At 40.2% G+C, this 23,410-nt stretch carries 19 protein-coding genes; 2 read left to right on the top strand and 17 right to left on the bottom strand.

Going from position 1 to position 23,410, the window contains the following annotated elements; all coding sequences use genetic code 11:
- Positions 1–29 precede the first annotated feature (29 nt).
- From ACOKFD_RS05325 to ACOKFD_RS05305, 5 genes are read right to left on the bottom strand one after another with little or no spacing between them, the layout of a single operon-like run.
- Entirely contained in the window at positions 30–524 is a 495-nt protein-coding gene (locus ACOKFD_RS05325) for a YdeI/OmpD-associated family protein (RefSeq protein WP_422860298.1), read from the bottom strand.
- The gene (locus ACOKFD_RS05320) at positions 525–1,745 is read right to left on the bottom strand and encodes an alpha/beta fold hydrolase (RefSeq protein WP_422860297.1); all 1,221 of its coding nucleotides are present in this window, start codon (positions 1,743–1,745) and stop codon (positions 525–527) included.
- Positions 1,742–2,461 (bottom strand): DUF2490 domain-containing protein, encoded by a 720-nt coding sequence (locus ACOKFD_RS05315; RefSeq protein WP_422860296.1) that lies wholly within the window; start codon positions 2,459–2,461, stop codon positions 1,742–1,744. Before ACOKFD_RS05315 ends, ACOKFD_RS05320 begins: the two co-directional genes overlap by 4 nt.
- Entirely contained in the window at positions 2,451–4,370 is a 1,920-nt protein-coding gene (locus ACOKFD_RS05310) for an alpha/beta fold hydrolase (RefSeq protein WP_422860295.1), read from the bottom strand. Before ACOKFD_RS05310 ends, ACOKFD_RS05315 begins: the two co-directional genes overlap by 11 nt.
- An 11-nt stretch (positions 4,371–4,381) precedes the next feature.
- Entirely contained in the window at positions 4,382–7,591 is a 3,210-nt protein-coding gene (locus ACOKFD_RS05305; RefSeq protein WP_422860294.1) for a WD40/YVTN/BNR-like repeat-containing protein, read from the bottom strand.
- 155 nt (positions 7,592–7,746) lie between these two features.
- Between ACOKFD_RS05305 and ACOKFD_RS05300 the strand changes: the two genes are divergently transcribed.
- Both ACOKFD_RS05300 and ACOKFD_RS05295 read left to right on the top strand, forming a co-directional pair.
- Positions 7,747–8,271, top strand: a complete 525-nt coding sequence (locus ACOKFD_RS05300) for a hypothetical protein (RefSeq protein WP_422860293.1) — start codon at positions 7,747–7,749, stop codon at positions 8,269–8,271.
- A gap of 20 nt (positions 8,272–8,291) precedes the next feature.
- Positions 8,292–9,542: an MFS transporter gene (locus tag ACOKFD_RS05295; protein WP_422860292.1), complete on the top strand. Its 1,251-nt coding sequence runs from the start codon at positions 8,292–8,294 to the stop codon at positions 9,540–9,542.
- Between the two features lies 1 nt (position 9,543).
- On the opposite strand, the gene ACOKFD_RS05290 is transcribed toward ACOKFD_RS05295, so the two are convergent.
- From ACOKFD_RS05290 to ACOKFD_RS05235, 12 genes are read right to left on the bottom strand one after another with little or no spacing between them, the layout of a single operon-like run.
- Positions 9,544–10,119, bottom strand: coding sequence for a YdeI/OmpD-associated family protein (locus ACOKFD_RS05290; RefSeq protein WP_422860291.1), 576 nt, complete (start codon positions 10,117–10,119; stop codon positions 9,544–9,546).
- Positions 10,109–10,903: an ABC transporter substrate-binding protein gene (locus ACOKFD_RS05285; RefSeq protein ID WP_422860290.1), complete on the bottom strand. Its 795-nt coding sequence runs from the start codon at positions 10,901–10,903 to the stop codon at positions 10,109–10,111. Before ACOKFD_RS05285 ends, ACOKFD_RS05290 begins: the two co-directional genes overlap by 11 nt.
- A gap of 3 nt (positions 10,904–10,906) precedes the next feature.
- Positions 10,907–11,947: a zinc-dependent alcohol dehydrogenase family protein gene (locus ACOKFD_RS05280; protein ID WP_422860289.1), complete on the bottom strand. Its 1,041-nt coding sequence runs from the start codon at positions 11,945–11,947 to the stop codon at positions 10,907–10,909.
- 2 nt (positions 11,948–11,949) lie between these two features.
- Positions 11,950–12,882, bottom strand: coding sequence for a carbon-nitrogen hydrolase family protein (locus ACOKFD_RS05275; protein ID WP_422860288.1), 933 nt, complete (start codon positions 12,880–12,882; stop codon positions 11,950–11,952).
- A gap of 15 nt (positions 12,883–12,897) precedes the next feature.
- Positions 12,898–13,671: a hypothetical protein gene (locus tag ACOKFD_RS05270; protein WP_422860287.1), complete on the bottom strand. Its 774-nt coding sequence runs from the start codon at positions 13,669–13,671 to the stop codon at positions 12,898–12,900.
- Entirely contained in the window at positions 13,668–14,474 is an 807-nt protein-coding gene (locus ACOKFD_RS05265; protein ID WP_422860286.1) for an arginase family protein, read from the bottom strand. Before ACOKFD_RS05265 ends, ACOKFD_RS05270 begins: the two co-directional genes overlap by 4 nt.
- An 11-nt stretch (positions 14,475–14,485) precedes the next feature.
- Positions 14,486–16,024, bottom strand: coding sequence for a M20/M25/M40 family metallo-hydrolase (locus ACOKFD_RS05260; protein ID WP_422860285.1), 1,539 nt, complete (start codon positions 16,022–16,024; stop codon positions 14,486–14,488).
- 19 nt (positions 16,025–16,043) lie between these two features.
- Entirely contained in the window at positions 16,044–17,681 is a 1,638-nt protein-coding gene (locus ACOKFD_RS05255) for a M1 family metallopeptidase (protein WP_422860284.1), read from the bottom strand.
- Positions 17,678–19,012, bottom strand: coding sequence for a M28 family peptidase (locus ACOKFD_RS05250; RefSeq protein ID WP_422860283.1), 1,335 nt, complete (start codon positions 19,010–19,012; stop codon positions 17,678–17,680). Before ACOKFD_RS05250 ends, ACOKFD_RS05255 begins: the two co-directional genes overlap by 4 nt.
- 5 nt (positions 19,013–19,017) lie before the next feature.
- A complete protein-coding gene (locus ACOKFD_RS05245) occupies positions 19,018–19,638 on the bottom strand; it encodes a TMEM175 family protein (protein ID WP_422860282.1) in 621 nt (206 codons plus the stop codon).
- Positions 19,639–19,646: 8 nt separating this feature from the next.
- On the bottom strand, positions 19,647–21,179 hold the full coding sequence (locus tag ACOKFD_RS05240; RefSeq protein WP_422860281.1) for a nuclear transport factor 2 family protein: 1,533 nt from the start codon (positions 21,177–21,179) through the stop codon (positions 19,647–19,649).
- Positions 21,176–23,386, bottom strand: coding sequence for a bifunctional alpha,alpha-trehalose-phosphate synthase (UDP-forming)/trehalose-phosphatase (locus ACOKFD_RS05235; protein WP_422860280.1), 2,211 nt, complete (start codon positions 23,384–23,386; stop codon positions 21,176–21,178). Before ACOKFD_RS05235 ends, ACOKFD_RS05240 begins: the two co-directional genes overlap by 4 nt.
- Between the last annotated feature and the right edge of the window lie 24 nt (positions 23,387–23,410).

Genomic DNA, 23,410 nt, shown 5'->3' with positions numbered 1-23,410 from the left:
TTGCAAAGCGTTAAGATTCCGGGTTTGTTTCAGAAAGCTTTTAGCAATTCTTTCTCATCTCGAACACCCCTTTTTAAGTTTTCACAAAGCAGAATAGACTTATCTATCCGTGTCTGGGAATTCTTATATCTTGAAATCATATAGATGATGCCTCGTTTCTTGCCACTGGTAAGTCCTTCAAAAATTTGATAAGCATCATAATCACTCAATAACACCGCTTCAAACTCTTCCGGCATTTCAACTCCATATTTTGAGGTATCCTCCAACAACTGCATCGTAAAATGGTCATTTGGATAAATCCCAAGACTTTTTTGATGGTTCTTACTGAAAATTATATGGAAGAGGTCTTGTCTTTTTTGAAGTGCCGCATGGAATTCGATAGACTTAGCTTCAAAGGAAGCGATGACTTTTACCCTTTTGTGACCTTTGGATACAAAGGGTTGCGCAATTTCTTCTGGAATTGAAACAACATGCATCCCGTAGGATGCCCCTGCAATGCTTACTTCAAAAGCAGGGCTTTCCATTTATTGAATCAATTTTGTAATTACTTGGGTTTCGCTATGTAACGTCCTATGTACAGGACATTTATCGGCAATTTGAAGAATTCGCGTTTTTTGCTTTTCGTCAAGGTCTCCGGTGAGTTTAATTTCGCGGTGGAATGTGTCTATTTTAGCCGATTCTTCTTCACAATGCTCACAGTCTTCTGCATGGGTTTTACCATATGAGGTGTGGACTTCGATGTTTTCCAAAGGCCATCCTTTTCTTTTTGCGTACATCTGTACCGTCATTACGGTACATGCCGAAAGTCCGGCAGAAACATATTCATAAGGAGATGGGCCAAAATCATTTCCTCCAAAACTTTCGGGTTCATCGGCCAACATATAATGGTTTCCAACCTTCATAGGGGTTGTGAACCCGTCTGTGGCATCCAAACTGGCCATAACCTGATGTTTCGTCCTTAAGGAAGAGTCTAGCCGTTCCTGAATGGGTAAATAACGCTTGGCCCAACCGGAAATCACCTCGCCGACATACAATGAATCCTCCTTATTGAAAAGCAAATGGTCCGCTCCATCCAGTGAGACGAAACTTTTGGGATGGTGCGCAGCGGTATAGATTTCCTCTGCATTTTTAATGCCCACGGTATCATCTTGTGGCGAGTGCATGATTAAAAGCGGTTTTCTGAGCCCCTTGGCAGTTTCTGGGAGGGATTTGGTCTCTAAATCATCCACAAACTGTTTTTTTATTTTAAAATCACGACCACTCAGGTTAACCACCGCCTCTCCAGTAGCTACTATTTCTTCCAAACCACTTTTGAACAAATGCTTTACATGGACTGGGTTCGAAGGAGCGCCCACAGTGGCAACTGCTTTGATGGATTTGATTTCGGCTGCCGCAAAAATAGATGCAGCACCACCCAGAGAGTGACCAATAATTAGCGTAGGAGCTTCGTAGTTTTCTGCTAAAAAATCAGCGGCCGCTACCAAGTCATTAACATTTCCTGAAAAGTTGGTATCGGCAAAATCACCTTCGCTTTCGCCCAAGCCGGTAAAATCAAATCGAAGTACGGCAAACCCATTGGATGAAAGTGCCTTGCTGATGTTTTTAACCGCCATCAGATTCTTGGTACAGGTAAAACAGTGTGCAAAAATTGCGTAATTGTGGGGGTGTCGGTCCGCAGGCATTTCCAAACGTCCCACCAACTGTTGTCCTTCCTTATTGCCAAAAGTTAGTTTCTGTAAACTCATTTTCCTTTTTTAAAGATACCTCTTAAGTCGGGATTAAAGAAAAAAGCTATCTGTAAGCGGTCAAAAACTTGATTGGTAAATTGATTCCGCAAATACCCTATTTGCACATTACTATTTTCAGTAACATGAACACCAAAGGCTGCGTAGAGTCGATTTTGGTCAAATAGGTTATCCTGTAAATTGATGAAGATTTCATCATAAAAATTCAGGAAAAAGGTATTGGACAAAGGTAGGGTCATTTGAATTCGATATCTAGCCCTGTGCCGCAAATCCACCGCATCTTCCACAAAAGGTTGAAGTGACTTGTTTCGAATAAACCGTTGTTCCAAACGGTACCGATGTTCAAAAAGAAATTCCCAGACTTTGTTGGTTAGTATGAATTGCTCAAAAATCCGATGCTCTAAAATGGTATTGACCAAGTTCTCATCGCTCTCAAAGGTTGGGTCTGTGTCAATGTATGCATAGCCCGCCGTTGCTATTGCATTGGGATTGATATGGTAGTTTAACCCTGTTCTTAACAGAAGTTGATTAAAACTAGAGGTAGATTCATAAAAACGGAACTGTGCCTCGGTATGAAGGCTAAAGCGTTCCGAGATTTTGTTCATACCGAAATACATGTACCATGCTCCTAGTTCTTCTTCTCCGGTATCTTGGGCATTACAAAAAAAAACTCCTCCTATTGCAAACAGGAGGAGTGTTCTAAAATTAAATATCACTGTCGTCTATCGGTTTTTCTACTTCCTTCTTAAGATGAATATCCAAGAATTCTAAAATTTTACTGTATGCGGTGATTTGGTTTTCTTTCTTGACAAACCCATGGCCCTCGTCTTCAAAAAGCACATATTCCACAGGGACACCATTTTGTCTGACACTTGCCACAATTTCATCGGACTCTACCTGTAAAACCCTGGGGTCTTGAGCACCTTGAAGTACAATTAGCGGCTTGGTAACGTTACTGGTATGAAAAAGAGGTGAGATTTGTTTTAAACGAACTGAATCTGCACTATACGGATCTCCAAGTTCTTTATAGAGCGCATCTTTAAATGATTCCCACCATGGCGGGATGCTCTTCAGGGTTCTTATCCAGTTTGTTACACCAAAAATGTTTACGCCAACATCAAATTCTTCTGGGGCAAAGGTAAGTGCTGCCATGGTCATATATCCACCATAGGACCCTCCGATAATGCCAATTTTTTCACCATCAATTTCAGGTTGTTGGGCCAGCCAGTTTTTTCCTTCTACGCAATCTTTTAAATCTTTATCGCCATGGTTCAAATCATCCATTTGATAAAAAGTCTTTCCGTATCCGCTACTTCCTCTATTGTTCACGGCTAGTATGGCATAGCCATGGTTTACCATGTATTGAATTAAGGAGCTGAAGTTTTGACGTGATTGTCCTCCAGGACCTCCGTGTACCCAGACCAAAGCTGGGACCGGATTTTCTTCTGAAGCTTGATGGGGCTTGTAGTAAATTGAAGGGATTTCGGTTCCGTCAAAGGAATTAAAGCGAATTACTTCTGCGCTCACAAGATGCTCAGGAACTATTTCATCATTAAGAACATCGGTTAATTTGTTTTGTTCTTTGGTCTCAAGATTATAGGTATACAAATTGGAAGGGGAATTGGAACCTCCCACATAAAAGCGCATCATGGAATCGTCTTTGGAGAAGCCCACACTGGTGATATCGCCTCCATCAAATTGGGGTAACTCAATGTTTTGCTGGGTTGCCGTATCGAATACCTCAATGACATTTTTTGCATCTTCATTAATATAAGAAACTCTATATTTCCCAGAACGTGTGAAATAGGAACCCATAATGTCCCAATCTTTCTCCAGTACTTTTTCTGAAGTTCCATCTGCAATGTTGTAGCGTTTTAAATACGAAAACTCCCCACCATCATCGGTTGTGTAATATAGATACTTCCCATCTTTGGAAAAATCTTCTGGCGAATTACCACTTTGAGTCTCATTTACTTTTTTCATATCCCCATCAGCAATAGAATACAAGAAAAGATCTGAATCATTGGTGTTTATGGGTTTTGTCAAAGCAAAGTATTGCTCATCATCCGAAATCTCACCCACATCCAAACCTTCATCGTTTTGATAAATTAGGGTGGGGGTAAAGGTTTCAATATCCATCTTGTAAACATCGGTGTACTGAGGGTTTCTTTTGTTTGAGCCGAAGTAGAAACTTTTGTCGTCTTTGCTCCAACCATAAAAACTGGCCCTTGCTCCCTCATAAGGGGTAACATTGGTAATGGTACCGGTGGTATCCCTAAGGTAAATCTGATAAATTTCATCACCATTGTTATCCTTGCTCAACAGAATACGTTCATCGTTCGGGAAATATGACGTTGTAAAAACAGACGAACTGTCGGAAGCGGTCAAAGATTCCATAGTTCCATCGGCCGTAGCAATGGTGTAGGCATTATAGATACCGGAACGGTTACTATGAACCAATAGTTTGGTATTATCCGGCGAAAAACTGCCCCCACCTACAGCTTCATTGTCCATCATTTGGGCAATAGTATATGTTTTGAGCGGTTCAACAGGGTCAGCGACCTTTGGCTCTTCCTTACAGCTCCACAGCAGGACAATGCAAGTTAATATTGAAAGTCTTTTCATTAGATTGTTTTTTAGTTAATAGTAATGATTTTGGTTTCTTTGAAGGGCGATAAGTCAAGCGCTTCAATCTGGGTTCTATACGGTTTCCACTTTTCTTCGAAGAAGGCATTGGTCTTTGTTAAAGCAGATTTTAAGTCATCTTCTGCATATTGTACCAATTGTCTTTCTGTTGATGTGATTCCAGACTTGCGGGTTCTGACATAAAAACCTGCTGTATTCAAGCGTTGCATTACGGAAATTTCAGGATTTCTCGTGATTCCTTGGCGCTTGTCCTCTTTTCCTATATAGATAGCTACCATAGCATCAATTTGTTTTACAACGTCCTTGGAAGCTTTGATGTGTTCCTCATACTTCTTTTCGTCCAACTCCTTTAGTTCCTTGGCATACTTATTAGCCAAATCCTTGCTTTCAACCAACTGTTTTACAGCATCGGCAGAAGTTTGCACAAGACCATCCAATTTTTTTGCTAAAGTATACACTTCATTTATTGAGGCTGTGGAAACGTTTAGCCTAGGGTCTGTTTTAACCGTTACGGTTGTAGAATCCATAGCTTCTCCAAAGTGAGCTTTGATTTTATAATTTCCTGGTTTTACAGTTATGCCTCCATTCTCACTTTTGGATTTACTTATTTTTCTAGCGGGTCTATCCGGCCCCTTTTCATCCAATCTCCAGTATACGCGGTGAAATCCTGGTTTTTTGGGTGCTTTAAATTTCAACGTTCTGATTAATCTATCCCCATCGTATACCGTGAACTGAACCGAGTCTTTCTTTTGAACTCCCGTCAATTCTTTTTTCTCTGAGGATGGTTCTTTTTCTTTTGTATCATCGCCTTTTTTCTCAGAATCCTTTTTTACCTCTTTTATATAGTAAGTAATCATGGCGCCTCGCTTTCTGTTTTCAGCATTATAAAGGGCATCTGCTCCAAATCGGCTTCCATTGGGTTGTTGATATGCGGCCAGATACGCATCTGGACTCGGAAACAGGCCCACTTCTTTCTGCATAAGAGCAGTATTGCTGGCTAGAGCACGTAAAGGTCGAATGTCGTCCAGAACCCAAGCCGCTCTTCCGAATGTTCCAATGACCAAGTCATTTTCTCTAGGATGGATTACCAAATCTTTTGTTGACACTGTGGGAAATCCTTCAGTCCATTTTTGCCATGAATTTCCTGCATTTAAGGAAAGATACAAACCATCATCGGTTCCTAAGAACATCAAGTTTGGATTTTCAGCATCTTCTACTATGGAAAGGGTATAACTCTCCACATCAGTTTGGTCCACAATTCGCGTCCAAGTTTTTCCGTAATCCTTGGTACGGTAGGCGTACGGTTCATAGTTGAACCTTCTATAGTCATTCGCTATTAGGAGAGCTTCTCCCTTGTTCTTTTTTGAAGCTTTTATCTGTGGAATCCAGCTACCGGTAGGTAAACCTTTAATATTTTTAGTCACTTCTGTCCAATTCGCTCCTCCATTTTGGGTGTAGTGCACACGACCATCGTCCGTGCTCACCCATAACATATCTTTTTCAACTGGGGAAGGCTCAATAACTAAAATGGTGCAGTGGTTTTCTGCACCTGTGGCATCCATGGTCAATCCTCCACTTTCGCTTTGTTTTTGTTTTTCAGGGTCATTGGTGGTCAAATCTGGGGAAATCACTTCCCATGTAAGTCCTTTATCTGTGGATTTGTGTACAAACTGACTTCCAAAGTACACCGTGCTATTGTCAAATGGGTCTTGACCAATACCAGCGTTCCAGTTAAATCGCAACTTAGTCTTAGCATCGGGTGGAGTAGGGCGAACTGTATAATTGCTTCCAGTTTTCCAATCGTATCGTCTTACAAAACCTTGTTGGCTCATGGCATACCCATATTGACTATTATCCAAATCAGGAACTACATCAAAACCATCACCAAAGGCAATTTCCTGCCAGTAAGCGTTTCTGATACCCTGATCTTTCCAAACGTAGGCGGGTCCTCTCCAGGAGCCATTATCCTGTAAACCGCCGTACACATTATAAGGGTATTCATTATCTACATTGATATGATAAAATTGTGCAACGGGAATATTTCCAATAAACCGCCAAGTCTTTCCTCCATCTTTGGTGATATTTAACCCTCCGTCGTTTCCGTCAATCATAAATTGACCATTCTCTGGATGAATCCACCAAGCATGATGGTCAGGGTGAACCCCATTGTCTGCTTGGTAGGCTGGCATTAACTGTTTGAAGTTTTTTCCGCCATCTTCCGATACGTTTACATAAGTGAAAATGGAATAAACCCTATTTTCATTTTCAGGGTCCACATAGATTTCGGAGTAGTAGAAGGGACGATTGCCAATATCATTCTTATCATTAATTTTTTTCCATTTCATCCCACCATCTTCAGAACGATAAAGCGCATTTTTCTTGGCCTCTATCAAAGCATAAACAATATTTGGTTTGTTTTTGGCAATGGCAACCCCAATTCTGCCCAGTTCACCTTTAGGCAGTCCATCTTCGTCGGTCAACTTTTTCCAGTTTTCACCTCCATCATGGGTTATGTACAGTCCACTTCCTTCACCTCCTGATTTAAAGAACCAAGGATCTCTTTTATGTTCCCAAAGAGCTGCAATCAGTTTATTGGGATTGGTAGGGTCTATAACCAAATCGGCTATACCGGTTTTGTTGTTGGTAAAAAGAATTTTTTTCCATGTTTTCCCACCATCCGTTGTTTTAAAAACACCACGTTCTGGGTGAACACCCCAAGGTGAACCAATGGCACCGGCATAAACCACATCCGGATTAGTAGGGTCAACAACAATTCTATGAATATGTCGGGTCTTTTCAAGCCCCATGGACTTCCAGGTTTTTCCTCCATCCAAAGATTTGTAAATTCCATATCCACCATTAAGACTGTTTCTAGGATTGCCTTCCCCAGTTCCTACCCATATCACCGAAGGATTGGATTGTTGTATTTCAACGGCACCAATGGAGGCGGTTACCTCCTTATCAAAAATAGGTTCCCATTTGATTCCTCCAGAAGTGGATTTCCATAACCCTCCTGAAGCAGTACCCACATACATTATATCTGAATTGGAGAGGACAACATCTATGGCCGTAACCCGACCGCTCATTCCTCCAGGTCCTATATTACGAGGCTTCATGTCCTGGACTAAGTCCATATTAAAATCTTGGGCAAAAAAAGAAAGTGATGCAAAGAACATCACAAGCGTGTAGCAGTGTTTCATTGTTAGTTAAATTAGTCGATTAAAGATAACGAAAACGCCAAGGGGATTTCTTAAAGTGATGTTAACGTGATTATCTAAATTCATGCTTAAAAGCGTAACATATTTTATGTTTTCTTGTCTAATGCAATAACTTTCAACAATCTAGAGACCAATCCATGACATTTTCAAAAAATAGCCGAGTTTTAATCACCCTTGTTATAACAATACTTGCCCTAGCCCATATTCTCTGGGACCATCTTAATGGAGGTATTCCCACCCATTATTTATTTCATAATAAAGATCTGCCTGGTATTCCAAATTGGTTAGGCGCTCTGATATTGCCTTTTTTTACTTGGTTCTTGTTACATCGCATAGCAAAAAGAGCAAACTCACGAGATTCTAAAGAAAGGCTTAAGTTGATTATTTTTCGATTTTTGGCAGCATTAACAGTCTCAATCGTAATAGCCTTTTGTTTCACTTTTTCCATTGATATTATTGATTATATCATGCTAATCATATTCGTATTAGCTTTTGTATTCCCCTTTTACAAATCTGAATTTTTATTGGGTTGGGTACTCGGAAGTGCTTTTACTTTCGGTGCGGCTATACCTATGGGTTTTGGTAGTTTATTTGCCTTAGTATGCTTTGTGTTTTATGTTATTGGAAGATTCGTAAAGAAACTACTTGGGAGTAAGGGTTGATTTTCTTTACCTTTCACTCGATGAAACAGAAGGCTCCGTGGTATTATCTTATTCTCTTAATACTTTCTGGTGAAGCCGTGTTTATCCTGCCCTTTGTACTACCCAGAATCTTCAGGCCCACCGTATTGGATGTTTTTCAATTGGATAATGTACAGTTAGGACTCTGTTTTTCAATTTATGGGTTGGTTGCTATTCCTTCTTATTTATTTGGAGGACCTTTGGCAGATAAATACCCTCCACGAAAGCTGATTGCCATAGCTCTTTGGATGACTGCTCTAGGAGGTTTGCTCTATGCACAATATCCCAGTCTTGGCACTCTGCAGATTTTATATGGATATTGGGGGTTTACTACCATCTTTTTGTTTTGGGCTCCTATGATTAAAGCCACCAGGGTTTGGGGTGGTGGTACTTCACAAGGCAGGGCTTTTGGATTTTTAGATGGAGGCCGGGGATTAACAGGCGCACTTTTTGGATTATTGGGGGTTTTGATTTTCTCCTTTTTTTTGACACAAGAAGCCGATATTGCTACCTTGAACGATAGGCAAACTGCTTTTACCTACGTAATTTATGTTTCGTCACTAATTATTATGGTCATTGGAGTATTGACTTGGTTCTATATGAAATCGGGAGAAGATGAGCGAAAGTTGGTTCTGGAACGGATTTCCTTTAATCAAATAAAGCAAGTACTTAAGTTACCTTCTGTTTGGCTACTTATGGTAATTATCTTATGCGCTTATGTAGGCTACAAAATAACTGACATTATTTCCCAGTATGCTGAAGAAGTCATGTTGTACAATCAAGTTGAAGCGGCACAGACAGGTGCATTTTTGCAGTTTATGCGCCCTACTACTGGAATTTTGATAGGTTTGTTTGTAGACCGTTTTAAAATTACACTATGGTTGATTTTTAGTTTTATAGCTTGTGTAATTGGTGGTCTTCTTTTTGGTTCCGGATGGATTTCACCTTCCACAACTGCATTGTTTTTTCTTTCGGTAGTAATAGTGGCAGTAGGGGTATACGCAGCACGAAGTCTTTATTTTGCAGTCATGCGTGTTGGAAAGATTCCATTGGTTCTTACGGGAACGGCTGTAGGATTGATTTCTTTGGTGGGCTACACTCCAGATGTTTTTGCAGGACCTGCCTATGGGTATTTGTTGGATTCCTATCCAGGCGAAAAGGGACATCAATTGGTTTTTTTAATGCTGGCCTGCTTTTCGTTGGTTGGCAGTATTGCTGCCATTTGGTACTACCGATTATACGAAAAAGGGTAGTCTAGCGACCTCCCAGACCGTTCTTTATATTTCTTTTACAATACGAGATTATTTCCAAGATTCTTTTTTGACGGGTTTCTGGTCTTTTGGCATTAAACAACCAATAGAGATAGGTTTTTTGTTGTCCGCGAGTGAAGCTTTGAAAATGGTTCCAGGCCTTTTTATTTCTATTAAAGGCTTTTTGTAGGTCTTCCGGAACAATACCATTTTCCACTTCGTCCAGAGCAGTCCAAGAACCGTTTTCTTTGGCTATCTCAATGGATTTCCATCCACTTTGATGCATTAAGCCAGCCTTTGATAATTCCTCAATATGGGTTTTGTTTACCTTACTCCATACACTTTTGGGCTTTCTAGGACAGAAGTATTGTCTTCTTTTTCCATCACCTAGACTTTTAACCGTGCTGTCTATCCAACCATAACAAAGAGCAACCCGTACAGCTTCTTCCCATCGCATACTTTCCATATGGTGGTCTACCTTGTAGAAAATAAGGAATATACCCACGGAAATCTCATGATTAGTATGTAGCCATTCCCGCCATTCAATATCATTTTTAAAATAAAGATGTTCAGTGTCCATGCAGACTTCTAAAATACTGAAAAGCCTCAAGCAATCTTGAACCATACCAGGAGAAATATTCCCCATCCATGAGTTTTATGTCAACACCCATCAAAAGTTCTTGGAACTCTTTTTGATGTTTTTCTTTGAATGGAAAAGGCTCGGAGGATAAAAGAACCATATCCAATGAGAGGTCTTTAAGTTCTTCAAGCGAAGTAGTTGGATATCTACCGTAACTTGAGAAAACATTTTCAAATCCATTTAGGGTTAACATAGCATCGATAAATGTATCCTTGCCTACGACCATCATCGGGTCTTTCCAGATAAAATAAGCTACTCTTTTTTTTGGTCTGCCTTTCAGGATGGCCTCCAATTTGTTTTTTTCTGAAACGATGTCAGTGCACATCTCATTCGCTCGAACAGGACAATTGAAGATTTGGCCATACTGCTGTAACATTTCGAAGGCGTCTTGAAGATTTGCAATATCCGTCACATGAACTGGGAATTCCTTTTCAAGAGTTTCTACAATTTCCTTGGTGTTTTCTTCTTTGTTACAGAGAATAATGTCAGGTTTTAAGCCCTGAATAACCTCAAAATCAACCTTCTTTGTTCCTCCAACAACTTTTTTCACTTTTCTTAAATGGGAGGGATGAACACAGAATTTGGTAACCCCAACTATTTGGTCTTCTAAACCTAAACCCACCAAAGTTTCGGTTTGTGAAGGATTCAGGCAAACGATTCGAGATGGAGTTTGTGAAAGCACTACGGTGCGTCCCATTTGGTCTTTAAACGCTAACTTTTCCATAGCTCAAAAACGGTCCACTACCATAATTCCCGAGGTTGAAAATGTATCCATCCTAGGGAGTTCTGTGACTAGTTCTTCCAGTTTTATGGTACGTTCAATCAGTTTTTGAGGTTGAAGCACTCCTTTTTGAATCATTTGTAGCATTTCCGGGTATTTATGAGCCTGCATACCATGGCTACCCAATATTTCCAATTCATCTGCCAAAATTTTGTCCATAGGCACTTTAGGATGTTGGTGATTGCCGGTCATAAGACCTACCTGAATGTGCTTTCCTTGTTTTCTTAAGTTGGTAATGGAGTTGAAACATGTAACGGCACTGCCCAAAGCATCTAAGGAAACATGCACTCCACCATTGCTTAATGAAACTACCTCGGCAACCACGTCATGACTTTTTGAAGCGTTGACCACAAACGAAGCTCCTAGCTCTTTGGCCAACCGCAGTGAAGGTTCATGAATGTCAATAGCTATTACTTGGGCACCCAACGCTTTGGCTATCATAATGGCTGATTGTCCCACTCCTCCGCAACCATGTACGGCAACAAACTGTCCTTCTCGGGTTTTTCCCTGTGCTACAACAGCTCTAAAAGCTGTGATAAAACGATAGCCCAAAGCCGCCGCAGTAGTATCTTCAATAGTTTCTGGAAGTTTTACCAAATTAACATCTGCATAGTCTATGGCTACATATTCGGCAAAAGAACCCCAATGCGTAAATCCAGGTTGGGATTGTCTGTCACATATTTGATGATTACCCGAAGCACACTGCGGACAATGGCCGCAACCGCAAACAAAAGGGAGGGTAACCCTGTCTCCTGCTTTGAATTTTTTGACATTTTTACCTGTGATTTCCACAATTCCAGCGAGTTCATGGCCTGGTACATGAGGTAGAACAATATCTGGGTCATGTCCCATCCAACCGTGCCAATCACTACGACATAAACCAGTAGCAGTCACTTTTATGACAACGCCTTCATCTTTGGCGATAGGGTCTGGAACATTTTCTAATCGCAACGGACCTTGAAATTGTTCAAAAAGAATAGCTTTCATTCCTAATTATTGGTTTCGTCAAACATTTCGGGTTGATTCTTAATTTCCAAATTGAAGATATCATTTCGAGCATAATGCCCTACAACATCAAAGTCCAAGTTAGCTTGACTGATTTCATCTAAATCCAATTCGGCCACGAGACTTCCAGCTTCATCAAACAAGGGTCCGGCTATTATCTTTCCTGATGGTGATACCAGTACACTTCCTCCCGGACAAATATTTTCCTCTTCATCTTTCACCAAACTCTGATACGCTTCGGGATACATGGACTTTGTATAGAACTGATTACAAGCCAACACAAAACATCGACCTTCAAGAGCAATGTGTTGCATGGTTGAGGTCCATTCTGGCCTAGAATCAGCAGTAGGGGCAAGGTATAATTCTACTTTTTTGCGATACATTGCCATTCTAGCCATAGGCATATAGTTTTCCCAACAAATGAGTCCGCCCAGCTTCCCAATTGACGTTTGAAAGGTCACAAGTGATTCTCCCCCAGCTTCGGCCCAGACAATACGTTCTGTTCCTGTGGGTTTGATTTTTCGATGCACTCCCAAGAGTCCATGAGAAGGTGAGAAATAGGCCATGGAACAGTACAGGCTTCCATTTTCCTGAATACGCTCCGTAACACCCAAGACCAGATACGTATTGTATTTTTTGGCCAAATTTTCTAAAAAGGAACGGTCGTTTCCTTCCTCTAAACAAACACTGTTCTCATAGTACTTAGCGTATAGTGCTTTTCCTTCTTTGGAACGTTTTCCTATAGTCGCACCAAAAGTAAAACCTCTGGGATAGCCAGGAATAAAAGATTCTGGAAAAACGATAAGCTGGCATCCTTCTTTGGCATGTTTTTCTGTTAGCGACGCTACCTTTTGCAAGGTTTTTTCCTTGTCAAAGAATATGGGACTTTCCTGCACTAAGACAATTTTTACCTTCATGGTGTTTACAGTTGATTATTTTTTGTCAATGGCTCTTAGGAAAGGTTCCATTTCCAAAAGTTTAATATCGTCCCTTTTTCGTAATTCTCGTATGAACCAACTTTTGTGTCCTGCACCATAGGTGATTAAAAATCGCTTACCGGAATAACGATATTTTTCCAAAGCCTTTTCAATGTTCCAATAATGTGCAATATTGATATTGTCCCAGCCGCCAAGGCCAAGTTCTACATTAAATAGCTTATTGTAAACCTGAAGCGCAATGTCTTGAATACTATCGTACTTATCTGTATGGATAAAATAAGGGTTATTAACCTTACCCATGGCCTTATACACAGAGTCAGAACGCTTACGGGCGTTTACATAGGCCGTCCAATCTGCTATTCTTGTTGAATCCTGACTTATTGCCCGAAGTTTTGCACTACGTTCATCGGCCATGGGCTTGGTCCAGCCGGCCGTGGGAATAATTTCAAACTTCATTTCCTTGGTCAACGGAAAAATAACATCCACATATTCGGGGAAACGCATAACCCTTGGTTCCGAAATGCTATCGTCTCTTTTAAAACCATCAACAGCGGCCTGGAATCGGTCAGGAGGAATTTCTGCAAGAATAAAATCAGGATTGATTTCTCGAATCAACCGATTTAAATAGTCCAGATTATATACACTATCTGTTAAATGCCCACTATGAATTGTGCCTAAAATAAGGACCTCGTTTTTTAACGGCTTTTGCACTTTTTCAGCACAACTTCCTAAAATCAGAATCACGAGTATAGCGAGGTATTTCTTCATGTCATTAATAGGTTGATAATTCTTTCGATAGGTTCTAATTCTTCGACCGAGGTGGTTGTCGATTCCAAAACACTGGTTCCAACCACATTAAAATTGGATTGGAGAGATTCTATACAGACTTCGGCTTCTTGTAGAGTAACTCCGTTGGGAACATTATAATAGGTCTTATCATATTCACTGGGTTCTAAACAATCAAAATCAAAATGTAGATACAGGTTTTGGATGTTCTTTTTTTTGAGTGTGTTTATGAGTTCGGGAATGTTCACTTTTCTAGGATGATAGATCATGCCTTCTTCCAATCTTATTTTTTCAGTCTTATCAATATCCCGAAGCCCTACGTAATGAATTTGTGAACTCTTTAGTGTACTGAACATTAGGGCATCCATTTTGGATTCTCCCTCACCCAAAAGTGTCCGTAAGGGCATACCATGAAAATTACAACTTGGCGAATCGCAGGGTTTGTTGATATCAGCATGGGCATCGAACCAAATGACCCCAAAATTGGAATATTGCGCATTTAGATAAGATACTGGAACAATTTCCAAACCGCAATCTCCCCCAATTGTAGCTAATTTTTTGGGTTGCTCTTTTTTCAAAAACTCTTTGAAACGAGATAACTGCTCCGTAATGGCATCATAGTTATTGATGTTGAATCTTTGCTCACCATTTTCCCCTGCCGGAATATCAGAAAGTGGAATTTTTACAAAATCTGGGTCATCTAGATATTGCAGAACAGCAAAAGCGCCTTGTTCAATCATTTCGCCAGTGCCTGCTCCCTGCCATTGTGGAAAATATATTTTCAAGGGATAAGAAATTAAAGTTTTTCGGAAAGAATAGCCATCATCGTTTTTATACCTTCCCTATAGTTGCCCAATCTTAGATTTTCGTTTGGACTGTGTTGATTATTATCCCGATTCACCGTGGGAACCGTAACCGCAGGGATATCCAATGTTGTTACAAAAGGCGAAATAGGAATTGAACCTCCACTCATACGAATCATTATCGGTTCTTTTTCGAAAGCTCTTTTTAGAGCGCTTCTTAGCCAAAGCCCTACTTCAGAATTAAAATCTGTTCGGAACGATTGATAAGAAACCTCATAAGTGAAAGTGGCTATTTTTTCATGTTTTAAGCGCTCTTCTTTAGTGGGTTCTCGGTCCAAAACCACGTATCCTTCAGACTCAATATGATTCTTTACTAGTTGTATAAGTCTTTCTGGATCTGACTCAAGCACTAATCGAATGTCGATTTCTGCTCTGGCCCATCCTGGAATAATGGTTCGTACTTTTTCGTTGATCCATCCGGATTGCATTCCACGGATGTTAAGTGATGGATATTGAATGGCTTCTTGGTAATACTTTCCAACTTTATCTGTTACCGCAATTTGAAGCCTATCCTGAATTTGTTTTTCGTTGTCCGGTACTGCTTTCAAAATTTTTTCCGTTTCTGAGTCAATAGCAATACCGTCATAAAATCCTGGGATAGTGACCAAACCTTCATCATCTTTCATCGAGGCCAACAATTTGGATAAACGCAGGGCAGGATTTGGAGCGTAGTTGCCAAAATGCCCACTATGCTGTGGGACTACCGGTCCGTAGGTGGTCAATTGAACCGTGGATATGCCCCTGGCACCAAAAGTTAATGTGGGTTGGTTTGTAATATGTCTTGGGCCATCAAAAATGATGAGCATGTCTGCTGCAAGTAGTTCTTTATTGTCCAATACCGCTTGAGGCAGGTTGGGTGACCCCATTTCTTCCTCAAAATCCATAATTACCTTGATGTTGAAATTGGGAACAACCTTTGCTTGGTTTGTGGCATCCAAAGCTGCTAAAAACATAGCGACCGGACCTTTGGCATCACTTGCTGCACGAGCAAAAACCCGCCAATCATCCTCATAGTCGGCAATAAATTCCCATGGAATTTCTTGCCATTCTCCATTTACTTGTTTCTTTAGAGCTGGTTGATATGGGCTTTTTTGGTCCCATCGGGTGGTATCTACAGGTTGCCCATCAATTTGCAAATAAATAAGGACCGTTTTCTTTGCCTTTTTATGGGTACGTTCTGCTAAAAGTAGGGGAGCACCTTTGGTTTCTATTCTTGTGGTAGAAAAATTACGGGAACCAAATTCCGTTTCACACCATTTTACGTTTTTCTCGATGTCCTCAGGATAAAAGGCATCATTGGGAATACTCAAAATATCCTTCAGTATGGGAAAGGAAGATTTTGCAAAATCTGATGCGGCTTGGTCCAGTTGGGTTTTGGATAGTTTTTGGGAAATACCTTGATTGGAGATGGTAAGCATAACCGCAAAAAGAAAAGTACCGGTTTTTGAAAAAATCCACTTTGTTGTTCTCATAGGCTGATTTTTAGGAATTCTAAGGTTGTACTTCGGCTGTTTCTATATAAAAGTTGGCATCGAAAGTAAGCGTATCACTATCCAGTTTTTCAGTTTTCCATTCGGAATTTGGAAAAATCCATTGTTCTTTTTCATTGACGAAGATGCGAATGGGCATATCAAAGTCTTCCACAATGTCTACATATCTAAAGGAAAGCGTGTTGTCGTCAACTTTATATTCCAACTTGGGAATCATCGTGGTGCGCAAGTATTGATTAAAAAAAGCGCTGAGGTCTTTTTCTGTTTTTTCACTAAGGTAATTTTCAATCTGTTCTGTTGTCACTGTTTGATGATAGAAATCTTTGTTTAAACCTCTTAAAATGTTGCGCCACAGTTCATCATCTTCAACTAACTGTCTAAGAGTGTGTAACATGTTGGCTCCCTTGTAGTACATATCGCCGGAGCCGCGTTGATTCACACCATAAACCCCTATGATGGGCTTGTCGTTTTGGATGTTGTTCCGTGTCCCGATTACATACTCAGCTGAAGCTTGTTTTCCATAATGATAGTCTAAAAACAAGTTCTCCGAATAAGCAGTAAAACCTTCATGAATCCACATATCTGCAATGTCTTTGTAGGTGATATTATTCGCAAACCATTCATGGCCAGCTTCATGAATAATAATAAAGTCAAACTTTAGGCCCCATCCCGTGCCGGATAAGTCCCGACCTAAATAACCATTTTGATATTGATTTCCGTAGGTAACAGAGCTTTGGTGCTCCATACCCAAATAAGGAACCTCCACCAACTTAAAACTATCTTCATAAAAAGGGTAAGGGCCAAACCAATGTTCAAAGGCATCCAACATCATTGGAGTTTGTTTGAACTGTTCTTTGGCTTTTTCCAAATTTTTCTGAAGAACGTAATAGTCTAGGTCCAAGGTTCCTTTCTCTCCTTTATACTTTTCTCCAAAATGGACATAGTCCCCAATGTTTACGTTTACACCATAATTGTTGATAGGATTTGATACGAACCACTCATATAATTTGTACCCTCCGTACTCGTATTCATATTCTTCTCTAAGTCTTCCATTAGCTACTGCCACTAAATCTTTTGGAACGTCAATGGCGATTCGCATGCTATCCACTTCATCATACATATGGTCTTTGTTTGGCCACCAAACACTGGCTCCGAGCCCTTGGCAGGATGTAGCGGCAAAAGGCTTTCCGTTGGAATCTTTTTTCCATGAAAAGCCACCATCCCAAGGTGCACGTTTTGCTTTTCTGGGATTTCCCGAGTACTGCACATAGAGTCTGTTGTACTCACCAGGGACTTGCTTTTTCTTTAAGTAAATGAAATGAGAGGGACCGACAGATGAGTAATTCAATTCTTGTCCATCTTGAGAAACGGCATCTATTTTTAAAGGTTTCTGCAAATCGATTTGGATTACATCCGATTCTTCCAAGACCTTGTACCGAATGATATTGTAGCCCGCGATAAACTCCTTATCTGGTTGGACTTTGATATTGAGGTCATAGTAATTCAAATCCCACCAAGCTCTTTCTGGGGTTATGCTCCCTCGAAGCGTATCTACACGAGTAAATATTTGCCCATTTGCACAGAAAGCATAGATTAGGCATAGAGAAAGAAGCAATACATGTTTTATAAATAGTTTCATCTGAATAGTATGGAATTAGGAAATACAATTGGGCTTTCATGGCCATCTTTTCCAACAGCGGCCACCCCAAAAAAGAAATTATCAACTACTATCCCTTCCAAGACATGTCCGTTAACATTACCGACATATTTGGAATGGTCCCAAGTGGGGGATGTAGTATCTCTCCAATAGACTTTATAACCTGCTGCACCTTCTACAGAACTCCAAGTTAGTTTTACCGAGGGTTCCACTATTCCTCCAATTTTAACTGTTTTGGGCGAAGGGGGTGCCCAAGCTATGGAAGCCAGGTTAATAGCATTTACCGCAGTCAATTTGGCGACATAATCAAAATTCACATGCTCTAAAACATCGCCGTAGGCAATTCCGTTTTCCACACGGACATCTTGATGCTGTTGTGTATAGTTTTCATGGGCTTCCATGATTCGGATACCTGCAAATCCAGCATCATTGAAAGGCCTGTGGTGACCTCCACGGCCAAAACGGTCCAATCTGTAAATCATCATGGGATTCATTTCCGGCATGTACTGTTGGGTGGTTTTGTGCACGTAGCGTGCCAATTGTCTTGAAATTCCATCAACTTCACCTCCATAAAAACGGCGAGCTCTTCGTTGTTCTTCCGTTTCACTAGGGGGAACCGGTTCAGAAAATATTCTGAAATCCCTATTGCTTACCACACCATCAACTCCTGTAATATTACCGATCATATCATTGTTGAAGATTCCAACAATCTCCCAGCCTTTTTCCTTTGCATACGCTGCTAGACCACGTCCGCCATACAGCCCTTGTTCCTCACCAGAAAGACCAACATAAATGATACTATTCTCAAATTTATATTTAGAGAGCACCCTAGATGCTTCAATGGCGCCTGCCATGCCCGTGGCGTTGTCGTTTGCACCAGGAGCGTCTGAGGTATAATCATTTGCGTCACTTGCTCTAGAGTCAATGTCCCCACTCATGATGATAAAACGATTGGGGTTTTTGGTGCCCCGTTGTATGGCCAAAACGTTGACCACCCACACGTCCTTTGTTATTCTTCTTCCTTCTCCTTTTTTAACCAAATCTTTTTGATAAAATACCTCAAGGCAGTCGTCACAATCCATAGAGATTTTATCAAACTCAGATTTTATCCATCGTCTTGCGGCACCAATTCCCCTGGTTTGGGAAATGGTATCGCTTAACGTATGACGTGTACCAAAATTTGCCAGGGTTGTAATATCTTTTTCTAGCCTTTCGGCAGAAACGGAATTGATTATGTCATAGATTCTTGAGTCTGATTGTGAAAAGGTCGATAATGTTGTGCAACAGATAAATAATAGTAGATAGTTTTTCATTTGAATTAGTCAGTGTAATATTTCTTTTTAAAGTGAACCCCATGAAAATAGCATAAGGGACCCAGTATCGCATAAACAATTCCTGGAGAGGCAAATCGCAAGCCTACTTTGGTTTTTGCCAAAACTATGGATATTATGGAAACCAATACATAGATTCCAAAATGTCTAGCATAGAACAAGAGGTTATAGTTTTTTGGTTCCTCACTTTTTCGATAAGCTTGCAAATACATAAATGCCAAACACAAAAAGATAAAAAAGAAACCTAAGCTATACAACTGGAACAAAGAAGAGAAGTTTTCTAAAGTAATAGAGATACTCCCCGTCCAAGTATTGATTAAGGATTTTAAGGGAAAGATGTAATACAGTACCACAAAAAGCAATATGGCATTTAAAGCTATTATCCAATTGTCCATATATTTTGTTCTTCGAAAGAAGTTGTAGTGCGTATACCACAAAGCCACTAAAACGAAGAAACTCACCGCAAAACTCAAGAATGCAAGCCAGTCAATTTGGAGGGCGGAACCTGCCGTTTCATTACCTACTGATACCACAAGAAGTGTTGCCGCAAAAGCAAAAACACCATCACTGAAGGCTTCGACTCGACTTATATTATGTGGTAATTTCATTTTTGAATTTAACGTAAGAAGGTGACCTTGGCAATCTTACCGTTCTCAACTTCATAAATTGCCGCAGCACTATAATTCATGCCATTTATTGTGAGGTATTCCTCATCAATAACTTTGTTTCCGATTACCATTCGATTTTTAATCTCACAGTTTAGGTCGGGAGTATTTTCAAAAAATGAACCATAACCTTGGCGCATTTTTTCCTTCCCTTTAGAAAAAAGAGAATTGGGGAAATCGTACAGCTTAACATCATCAGCATAGGTGTCCAAAAAAGCATCAATATCACGTGAATTATAAGCTTCCAATTGTTTTTTTACTATAGTTTCGGCATCACCTATTTCTTGATTTGGAAAAATAAAACTCATCGAGTTGATAAGTCCGTTCGTGACTTTGTAGATTGCCACTTGATGTCCCTGCCTTCCGTCAACCACAGTAGTTTCTTCGTCTATAACATAGTTTCCCAAAGCAATGCGCTTAACCACTTTTACATTGGTTTTTTTTGTGTTGGCGAAGAATCTTTCATAGCTGTCCAACATTTTATCTTTACCAACATACATAGTGTCACTGGGAAATCGTTGTGCCAAAACGCCTTCGGAATAACAGGAAAGAAAACCATTTAGATTTCTATTATTGAATGTCTCAACTTGACGTTGTACGACCTCTTTGGGAGAAACATCGGTTACCAATGCTAACCTTGTTCTACTTGAATTAACGGCCATTCTTGATATCTTAAAGACTTGGTCTTTGTCAAAAACATGAAAATCACTCCAAACGCTATCTTTTGCTGGGTTGTACATGGTAATTCTATTGTTGTTGGGTGCCAGAATGGTCCCATCAGATAACCATGCCATATCCTCAAGATGGGGTTTCAAATTTAATATGATATCCTTTTCCAGTGAGTTTGTATCCAAAGATTTGATTTGCCATGGCTTGTTTTTGTCGGATGCTTTATTGATATAGCTTACAAGGTTTGTTCCAGGAATTTTGTGCAACGAACGTCCCACATTTTCTTCAACAGTGATTTGAGAATCCTCATCAAGGTTGAGTAAGACAAGGTCCATTCGGTTTTTAACCAGCACGGTGGCAACCAAAACATGGTCGCTTATCCATACATGATATCCAATTTTTGAATTACTTATTGGTTCCGATTTTCCTGTTTTGATATCATATTCATAGAGTCTTTGCAGACCATCCAAATCCAACCGAATAGAAGAGACATTGTCTGAACCAGGAATACGTAGAGGAGAATATTCACTTCCGGTTGGTGTATTGGAAATCCACCTTGAGGTACTGCCTTTGGTTATATTGAATTGTTTAATATCCGTTTGTCCTGCTCTTGTTGATGAAAAAAGTACCGTATCGTCGTTCCAAAATGAAGGTTGATTGTCGTACCCGTGATTGTTTGAAATATTTTTAGGATTTGAAAGACCGAGTTTTCCATTGCTCCATTCCAAATCAAAGAGATAAACCTCTGTATTCCCTTGAGCATAGATTGATGAAATGGTAAAATAGAAAAGGACAAAATAGATTCCCTTTTTCATAGTTCTGCGAATTGTTTTAATAATTCCCGAACCCTTTTGGTGCTTTCCACATGATATTTGGCTTGGGTTTTTTGGAGTCCAACTTTAACGGTTATTGCACTTTCGGGCAATTCTTGGAACATGAATTCATCGGTCCAGTCATCCCCAATGGCAAAAACAAAATCATAATCGGCTTCCCCTAACATGCGCACAGATGCCCTTCCTTTGTTCACATTGCTGCTCTTCACCTCCATTACCTTATTTCCGTTTAGCACGCTTATATCATCATTTCCTATTAGGCTGGTAAGAACGGTGTTTAGTTCAGTAGCTCTTTTTTGACCAAAATCCGGGTCGGTGTTTCTGTAGTGCCATGCCATGGAATAATTTTTCTCTTCGATGAAGGAACCAGGGGTTCTATCTACAAAAGACTCAAGTACGGGACGTATTTTCTCCATCCATTGGTCCTTTACTTTTTCCAAAAGTTTGAATTCTTCGCCTTCTCTTGAAATCCATACCCCGTGTTCCACGATCATGTTGTACTTTTTGGGCAAGAACCACTTGGTAAAAGTTTGCTTGTCGCGTCCGCTTATCAGAAACAAGGTTGTGTTTTCTTGGGAGTTTATCTTATCCAAAAGTTCATACAATTCTTCGTCAGGTGATGCTTTCTGGGGATCCTTATGGAATCCGGTAAGTGTACCATCATAATCCAAGAACAACAAACGGTTTTTGGCTTTTCCATAATCATCCGTAATGTTTTGAATCATAGAAGTGGAAAGCTTACGCGAAATGTTGACATCGTCAATATCCCTTGTTGTACGAAGCGCACCCATAAACTCATTGGCCCAAACCTCTACGTTATAGCGTTCCAATCGTTTTTGTAAGAACATGTTTCGAGCCATCTGTTCTTCCTTGGGCATGGTTATGGCATTTTTTAAGGTATCGGCCTGTTGTTCAAAATTGTTTGGGTTGATAAGGAGTGCCTCATTCATTTCATACGCAGAACCTGCCATTTCACTAAGAATAAGAACACCTGTCTTATCAGTTCTAGTGGCGACATATTCTTTAGCCACCAAGTTCATACCATCCCGCAAGGGTGTCAACCATGCAATATCACTCGAAGTATAAAGGTCAATGAGGTTTTCAAAAGGTAAAGACCGGTAAAAATACCATATTGGTGTCCAATTGACGGTGGAAAGCTCTCCATTAATACGACCCACCAATTCATCAATTTCCCTTTTTAAAAGCTGATATTGAGGAACATTGGAACGAGAGGGTACAGCGAGAATAATCAGGCGAACTTTTTCTTTGTACTCGGGATATTTGTTCAAAAAATACTCAAATGCATTGAGTCGTTTGGCAATTCCTTTACTGTAATCCAAACGATCAATGGAAAGGATAAGCTTGGTGTCAGGGGCGGAAGCTTTATGGCTATCCAATTTTTGTTGTAAATCACTTTTATTATTTTCTTTACGTGCTTCGTGGGCCATAGCTGCATCTCTGAACTTTTTATAATCGATGCCCATGGGAAAGGAATCCACCTTTATCACACGATTGTCCAAATAGATATCGTTAAAGCTTACATCCAGACCGAGAAGTCTTCGAACTGAACTCAAAAAGTGACGTTCATAGTCATACGTATGAAAACCAATTAAATCAGAACCTAGAAGCCCATTGAGTACCTCTTCACGCCACGGCAGTGTTCTGAAAATCTCATATGAAGGAAACGGAATGTGAAGAAAAAAACCGATGGAAGTATTTGGTCGTTTTTCCTTGACCATTTGCGGCACCAGCATTAATTGATAATCATGAACCCAAATGATATCTTCATCACCTGCTTGCTCCAAGATGGCGTCAGCAAATTTTTGATTCACATCTTTGTAGGTGTTCCAAAAATCCAGTTCAAATTCTGAATATTCCAAAAAATAGTGGAAAAGGGGCCATATAGTTCGGTTACTGAAACCAAAATAAAAGCCTTCAACGTCTTTTTCAGTCAATCTCACCTTAGCGCATCCATGATTTTCCAATGCCTTATCAATCTCATTTTCAAGAGATTTTGGAATCTCTTCATCAGTTAGTCCAGACCATCCAATCCAAAGACTTTCACCACCACTATGAACGGACTTCATACCGGTGGCCAAACCACCAACACTGGGTATGGCGCTTAGGCCGCCATCACTTATTTGCAATTGTACTGGCAGTCTATTGGAAATAATTATAGTTTTACTCATGAATGGGTGATTTTAGGACAAAAT

It is taken from the genome of Flagellimonas ulvae, from assembly GCF_049333175.1.
GTDB lineage: Bacteria > Bacteroidota > Bacteroidia > Flavobacteriales > Flavobacteriaceae > Flagellimonas.
The sequence above is the reverse complement of the archived record's forward strand: the minus strand, read 5'-3'. Positions and strand labels throughout refer to the sequence as shown.

Bases quoted from the DNA above. Each gene is read 5' to 3' on its own strand.
- ACOKFD_RS05275 (WP_422860288.1), bottom strand. From the start codon at position 12,882: ATGAAGGTAAAAATTGTCTTAGTGCAGGAAAGTCCCATATTCTTTGAC.
- ACOKFD_RS05285 (WP_422860290.1), bottom strand. From the start codon at position 10,903: ATGGAAAAGTTAGCGTTTAAAGACCAAATGGGACGCACCGTAGTGCTT.
- ACOKFD_RS05270 (WP_422860287.1), bottom strand. From the start codon at position 13,671: ATGAAGAAATACCTCGCTATACTCGTGATTCTGATTTTAGGAAGTTGT.
- ACOKFD_RS05235 (WP_422860280.1), bottom strand. From the start codon at position 23,386: ATGAGTAAAACTATAATTATTTCCAATAGACTGCCAGTACAATTGCAA.
- ACOKFD_RS05280 (WP_422860289.1), bottom strand. From the start codon at position 11,947: ATGAAAGCTATTCTTTTTGAACAATTTCAAGGTCCGTTGCGATTAGAA.
- ACOKFD_RS05310 (WP_422860295.1), bottom strand. From the start codon at position 4,370: ATGAAAAGACTTTCAATATTAACTTGCATTGTCCTGCTGTGGAGCTGT.
- ACOKFD_RS05290 (WP_422860291.1), bottom strand. From the start codon at position 10,119: ATGGACACTGAACATCTTTATTTTAAAAATGATATTGAATGGCGGGAA.
- ACOKFD_RS05250 (WP_422860283.1), bottom strand. From the start codon at position 19,012: ATGAAAAACTATCTACTATTATTTATCTGTTGCACAACATTATCGACC.
- ACOKFD_RS05320 (WP_422860297.1), bottom strand. From the start codon at position 1,745: ATGAGTTTACAGAAACTAACTTTTGGCAATAAGGAAGGACAACAGTTG.
- ACOKFD_RS05305 (WP_422860294.1), bottom strand. From the start codon at position 7,591: ATGAAACACTGCTACACGCTTGTGATGTTCTTTGCATCACTTTCTTTT.
- ACOKFD_RS05325 (WP_422860298.1), bottom strand. From the start codon at position 524: ATGGAAAGCCCTGCTTTTGAAGTAAGCATTGCAGGGGCATCCTACGGG.
- ACOKFD_RS05240 (WP_422860281.1), bottom strand. From the start codon at position 21,179: ATGAAAAAGGGAATCTATTTTGTCCTTTTCTATTTTACCATTTCATCA.
- ACOKFD_RS05245 (WP_422860282.1), bottom strand. From the start codon at position 19,638: ATGAAATTACCACATAATATAAGTCGAGTCGAAGCCTTCAGTGATGGT.
- ACOKFD_RS05255 (WP_422860284.1), bottom strand. From the start codon at position 17,681: ATGAAACTATTTATAAAACATGTATTGCTTCTTTCTCTATGCCTAATC.
- ACOKFD_RS05295 (WP_422860292.1), top strand. From the start codon at position 8,292: ATGAAACAGAAGGCTCCGTGGTATTATCTTATTCTCTTAATACTTTCT.
- ACOKFD_RS05300 (WP_422860293.1), top strand. From the start codon at position 7,747: ATGACATTTTCAAAAAATAGCCGAGTTTTAATCACCCTTGTTATAACA.
- ACOKFD_RS05260 (WP_422860285.1), bottom strand. From the start codon at position 16,024: ATGAGAACAACAAAGTGGATTTTTTCAAAAACCGGTACTTTTCTTTTT.